Source organism: Tateyamaria sp. (assembly GCF_059783535.1).
Genome location: NZ_JBYNDP010000132.1, coordinates 4,683 through 9,605, shown reverse-complemented (window position 1 = coordinate 9,605; position 4,923 = coordinate 4,683). Strand labels below are relative to the sequence as shown.

Here is a 4,923-nt window from a genome sequence, read left to right as displayed (position 1 = left end):
GCATGGGCCAGACCCGGTTCACAGACCATGACCTTGCGCAGCTTGCCGATCTCTGAATGCGCACCAAATCCAGACATCAAATTGATCCTTCCTGTGTGAAACCAGTTCCCTTCATCCAGCATTGCCAGACGTAGACAGGCACCCCCGCCATCAGCAGCAGAAAGCCGTAGAACACGACCTCCGCCCCCGATCCGAAAATCGCCCAAACGGAGTAGATGAACCCCAGGGCGGCCAGCAGAACGACCTTGCCCATCTCCCCTGAGGCAGGCCCCACCGCCCCACGTGCCCGCAGCGCCAGTTCCGCCAGCGCGCATAGCAGGTAAGGAAACAGTGTCGAAAGGGTCGCCAGCAGGACGATGAACTCGAATTGCTGGGCAAGGTTTTCGCTGAAACTCATCAGGATCAGACCGCTGGCCAGCACGTTCGAGACAACCAGACCAAAGGCCGGCGTACCCGTGTCACTGAGGCGGGCAAAGGCCTTGGGAAACACCCCGTCCTGTGCCGCACCCAGCGGAACCTGCCCGGTCAGCAGGGTGAACCCGTTCAACGTGCCAAAGGTCGACACGCAGGCCCCCAACGCAATGAACATGGCACCGCCCGCGCCCCAGATCGCCCCGGCCACCAAGGCCAGCGGCGCGTTCGATCCCACCAATTCGGCGGATGGGATGACGCCTAGGGCCACGACGGTGACACCGATGTAGACAAGGGCTGTCAGGGCCGTGCCCACAATGGTCGCCAGCGGAATGGTGCGTTCGGGGTCAGCCACATCACCCGCAGGCACGGTCGCGGATTCAAGGCCAAGGAAGGCCCAAAGGGTCAGCGCCGCACAGGCGGAAATCGCTGAAATCGCGCCAGCCTCACTTGTGTTGACAGGCGTGAAATTGCCCGGATCAATATAGGCCACGCCCAATACGATCAGCGCCAGCAGCGGAAACAGCTTCATACCCGTGGTCAGGATCTGGACAATGCCCGCCTCTTTCACACCGCGGATGTTCAGCCATGTCAGCAACCAGATCGCCCCAAGCGCGGCTGCCATGCTGGCAAGCGGGCTCGCCCCGATCTGCGGCAACAGAAAGCCAAGATAGCCAGCAAAGGCCACGGCAATGGCGGCATTGCCCGACCACAGCGCAATCCAGTAGCCCCACGCCACGAGGAACCCGGCAAAATCGCCAAACCCATCCCGTGCGTAAGCGTATGGTCCACCCGTGCGCGGCGCGATCCGCGCCAGCCGGCCAAAGATCAGCGCCAGCACCAGCGCGCCCGCCGCCGTCACCAGCCACCCCGCCAATGAGATTGAGCCGTAAGCCGCAAGCGACGAGGGCAACAGGAAGATGCCCGACCCGATCATGTTGCCCACGACCAGTGCAGTGCAGGCAATCAGGCCCAGCCCGGCCCCCTGCCCTGCCCTGTGGGCAGCGATATGCGGCACGTGGGTCACGGGCTCAGCCCATGGTCGCGATGCTAAGACCCACCATGATGATCGCGCTCAGAATGATCAGCAGCGGCACCATGAACCGGATCCAGCGATCATAGGGCACCCGCCCCAGCGCCAGCCCGCCCATCACCACGGCCGAAGTCGGGGTGATCAGGTTCACCAGCCCGCTCGCGGATTGATAGGCGGTCACGACCAGTGACCGCTCGACATCCGAAAAGTCGCCAAGCGGCGCCATGATCGGCATGGTCAGCACGGCCAGCCCGGATGACGACGGCACCAGAAAGGACAGGCCCGCCTGCAAGCCAAACATGGTGTTGATGAACGCGACCTCGCCCAGCCCCTCGACGGCGCCCTCGGCCCAGAACAGGACAGTGTCGGTCATGTTGCCCGCATCCATGACCACAACGATGCCGCGCGCGATCCCAATGATCAGCGCCACACCCAAAAGGTCCCGCGCCCCGTCGACAAAGGTGGTGACAAACGCCTCCTCCCCCATCCAGTCGATCACACCAATGATCAACGCAGCGACAAGGAACAGCGCCGACATCTCGGCCATCCACCAGCCACCCGCCGACACACCCCAGATCATCACGCCAAAGCTGGCGGCAAAAACGATCAGGATGATCTTGTGACGCCCGGTGAACGCGATCTCGTCCCCGTCGGAGGCCTTGAGGAAATGCGCTTTGTTTGTCTCTTCGAGATTAGCAACAACAGACCGCCCGGGCTCCGCACGCACCCGCGCGGCATAGCGCATGACGTAGGCCACGCAAGCCAGCCAACAGGCCCCCAACAGGGCCAGCCGCAGGTTGATGCCGTCGGTGAAGGGCACGCCCGCCGCATCCGATGCAATGACCGTGGCAAAGGGGTTGATGGTGGACCCCAACGTGCCCACCCCTGCACCCAGCATGATGATGGCAACACCGGTCAGCGCATCGTATCCGGCGGCAATCATCACCGGGATGATCAGGGTGTAAAAGGCCAGCGATTCCTCGGCCATGCCATAGATCGTGCCGCCGGCGGCAAAGAGCGCCATCATGATCGGGATCATCCACTTCTCGCGGCCCTTCAGGCGACGCATGGCCGACCCGATCCCGGCATCAATGGCGCCAGTCTTGGTCACAACGGCCAGAAAACCGCCAATCACAAGAACAAACAGCGACACGTCAATCGCCTGTGCCTCATAGCTGCCGGGGTCGTAAAACCCGGCAATCGGCGCAAGAAAGACGTCGATGATCCCCTGCGGGTTCGACTCGACGGTCTCATAGGTCCCCGGCACCGGCACATCCCGCCCCAGCGCCTCATTGGCGACACGTTCATACTCACCGGCAGGCACAAACCACGTTGCAATGGCAACAAGGGCAATCAGGGCAAAAAGGATGGTGTAGGCAGACGGAAACTTCAGCTTCATGGCGCGACGACTTCCCCCGAGTTATGGCAGACCTTCAAAAACGGAATGGAAAACTGACCCCAACCTAGGCGGCCCAAACAGGGCGGCGTTGATATGCGTCAACGGTGTTTCCAATTGTGGGATGGGCGGCGAAAAACCGCGAACGGCGTGACAGGACACCGCCCACGATCCTGCGTTTTCACTGCACTAGAATTTCCACAACGCACCCAGAACGATGGTCGAGTTATCTTGGAAGTCACCCGTGCTGTCCGAATAATCATATTCCTGGTAAGTCAGGTACAGATCAGTGTTCAGCCTTTCGACCCTCTGCACCACGCCGACGCCCCAGACATCCGAATCCGACCCATCGACATTGAAATCGGAACCATCCCAGTAGTGCAGACCGATGCCGGTCTTGCCCATCGGCAGCCAATCGGCCTCGTAACTCACCTTGGCATAATAGTAGCGCGGATCGCTGGCCCCGCTGGCATCGTCATCGCGGTCCCCAATGGCTGCGGTAAAGCCCAGCCCGCTTTGCAGCAGAACCGACGCAGACGCCACGATGTCAGACCGATCACCGTTGTCCCCACTGCGCTCCTGGTACGCCAGTCCGGCCGCCAGCTCCGCGCCACCGCCAATAGATGCGTTATAGAAAACGGCCACGTCGTAATATTCATTCTCGTCATCCTGATCGAGGATGTTCTCCCCATACGCCGCACTGAACGAGATGCCCGAGAAATCGGGGGAATCGTAGCGGACGCGCCCACGGCGCGACCCATCAAAGTTGTCCGTTGTGTCACCAATGGCCGGTCCGCTCAGCACGTCAAACCCGTCCCGGAACAGAAAGCTCGGGTTGGCATCGGCGGTAAAGGAATAGAGCGCCGTGCCCACATAGGACAGGTCAATCTCGGCAACACCATCAGCCGCCATGCTGCCCTGACCGACCGACACCGTGCCCAACGCACCCTCCAGCGAAAAGTCGAAATGGCGGATGTCATCGCGGGTAAAGCGGCTGTAATCCGATCCGCTCTGGCTCACCTCGGACGAGTTTGGCAATCCCAGACCCGTCTCAAGCCGGAACCGGAACGTGTTGTTCCCAAAAGGCGTTGAGTATCGCAGGCCAATCCGGCTGTTCGACAGGTCATTATCCAGCAGGTTGGTTTCCCTGTCCCGCCCATCATCGACCGAGATGATGGCGGGGTTTAGTTGACCATAAAAGGTCAAGGTCGCACCGGACCCCAAGTTGTATTCCAAATCTGCCAAAACAGGCGTCGCCAACACGGTCAGCCCGGCGGCGGCTGGGATAAATGCCGTCTTCATCTGAACCCTCATGTTTGTCCGTTGCGCGCCTCATCTTCACACCGCACCAGTGGCCCAAACTAAGAATTACCGTCGGGTCAACAACCCCAGCGGGTAACGACAGCGCACAAAATATCGTTCTTTTCCAAAGATATAGCTGCGACATACAGATGAAATGGCATCTTCGGACAGATGCTTGATAATTCCGGCCAAATACATACCTGCCGGATATGAGAAAGCTGTCCAACATGCGCACTGCGACAGGCATCCGGGCGGTGTGTGACGTTGCGCAGGACATGGGTATCGACCCGGCAGAGGTGTTGAAAAACACCGGATTGCAGCACTCAGATCTGACCGGCACAGACAGTCACGTCACATGGCTGCAAGAAATTCAGACGATCAGAAACATCGTTCGAAGCGCCCCGCGCGACGTCGGGCTGGGGGCCAAGGCGGGCCGCAAGCTGCACCCTTTTGCCCACGGGGTGTACGGGTTTGCCTTGCTGACCGCGCCAACGCTGCGGGTCTCGGCTCAGCTTTCGCTTGATTACATGAAACTCTCAACCGGTCTGACCTCCTACACGGTCGATGACAACGGTGATCGCCTCCACATCAGGCTGGACATGACAGAGCTGCCGCCCGAGGCGCACACCTTCGCGATCGAGGCACAGTCGGTCATCACCATGGATTTCATTCGCGAGATGCTGGACGCCCCCGACTTCAGCGACATGGTGGTGGAAACGCCCTACACCGACACGCGCTATGTGCAGGACATCGCCAGCGCAATCGGCGTCACGGTCAAAGG

At 60.5% G+C, this 4,923-nt stretch carries 4 protein-coding genes; 1 reads left to right on the top strand and 3 read right to left on the bottom strand.

Annotated features, from left to right (window positions below; all coding sequences use genetic code 11):
• Nucleotides 1-76 precede the first annotated feature (76 nt).
• The 3 genes from AC6RA8_RS18520 to AC6RA8_RS18510 form a co-directional block, all read right to left on the bottom strand.
• A complete protein-coding gene (locus tag AC6RA8_RS18520) occupies nucleotides 77-1,438 on the bottom strand; it encodes an amino acid permease (RefSeq protein WP_500354721.1) in 1,362 nt (453 codons plus the stop codon).
• 4 nt (nucleotides 1,439-1,442) lie between these two features.
• A complete protein-coding gene (locus tag AC6RA8_RS18515) occupies nucleotides 1,443-2,843 on the bottom strand; it encodes a YfcC family protein (protein WP_500354720.1) in 1,401 nt (466 codons plus the stop codon).
• 186 nt (nucleotides 2,844-3,029) lie between these two features.
• Nucleotides 3,030-4,142, bottom strand: a complete 1,113-nt coding sequence (locus AC6RA8_RS18510; RefSeq protein ID WP_500354718.1) for a porin — start codon at nucleotides 4,140-4,142, stop codon at nucleotides 3,030-3,032.
• 227 nt (nucleotides 4,143-4,369) lie between these two features.
• On the opposite strand from AC6RA8_RS18510, the gene AC6RA8_RS18505 reads away from it, so the two are divergent.
• The coding region (locus AC6RA8_RS18505; protein ID WP_500354716.1) for an AraC family transcriptional regulator ligand-binding domain-containing protein at nucleotides 4,370-4,923 on the top strand (554 nt) is incomplete at its 3' end.

Coding starts and splice junctions, on each gene's coding strand:
- AC6RA8_RS18515 (WP_500354720.1), bottom strand. CDS start 2,843: ATGAAGCTGAAGTTTCCGTCTGCCTACACCATCCTTTTTGCCCTGATT.
- AC6RA8_RS18510 (WP_500354718.1), bottom strand. CDS start 4,142: ATGAAGACGGCATTTATCCCAGCCGCCGCCGGGCTGACCGTGTTGGCG.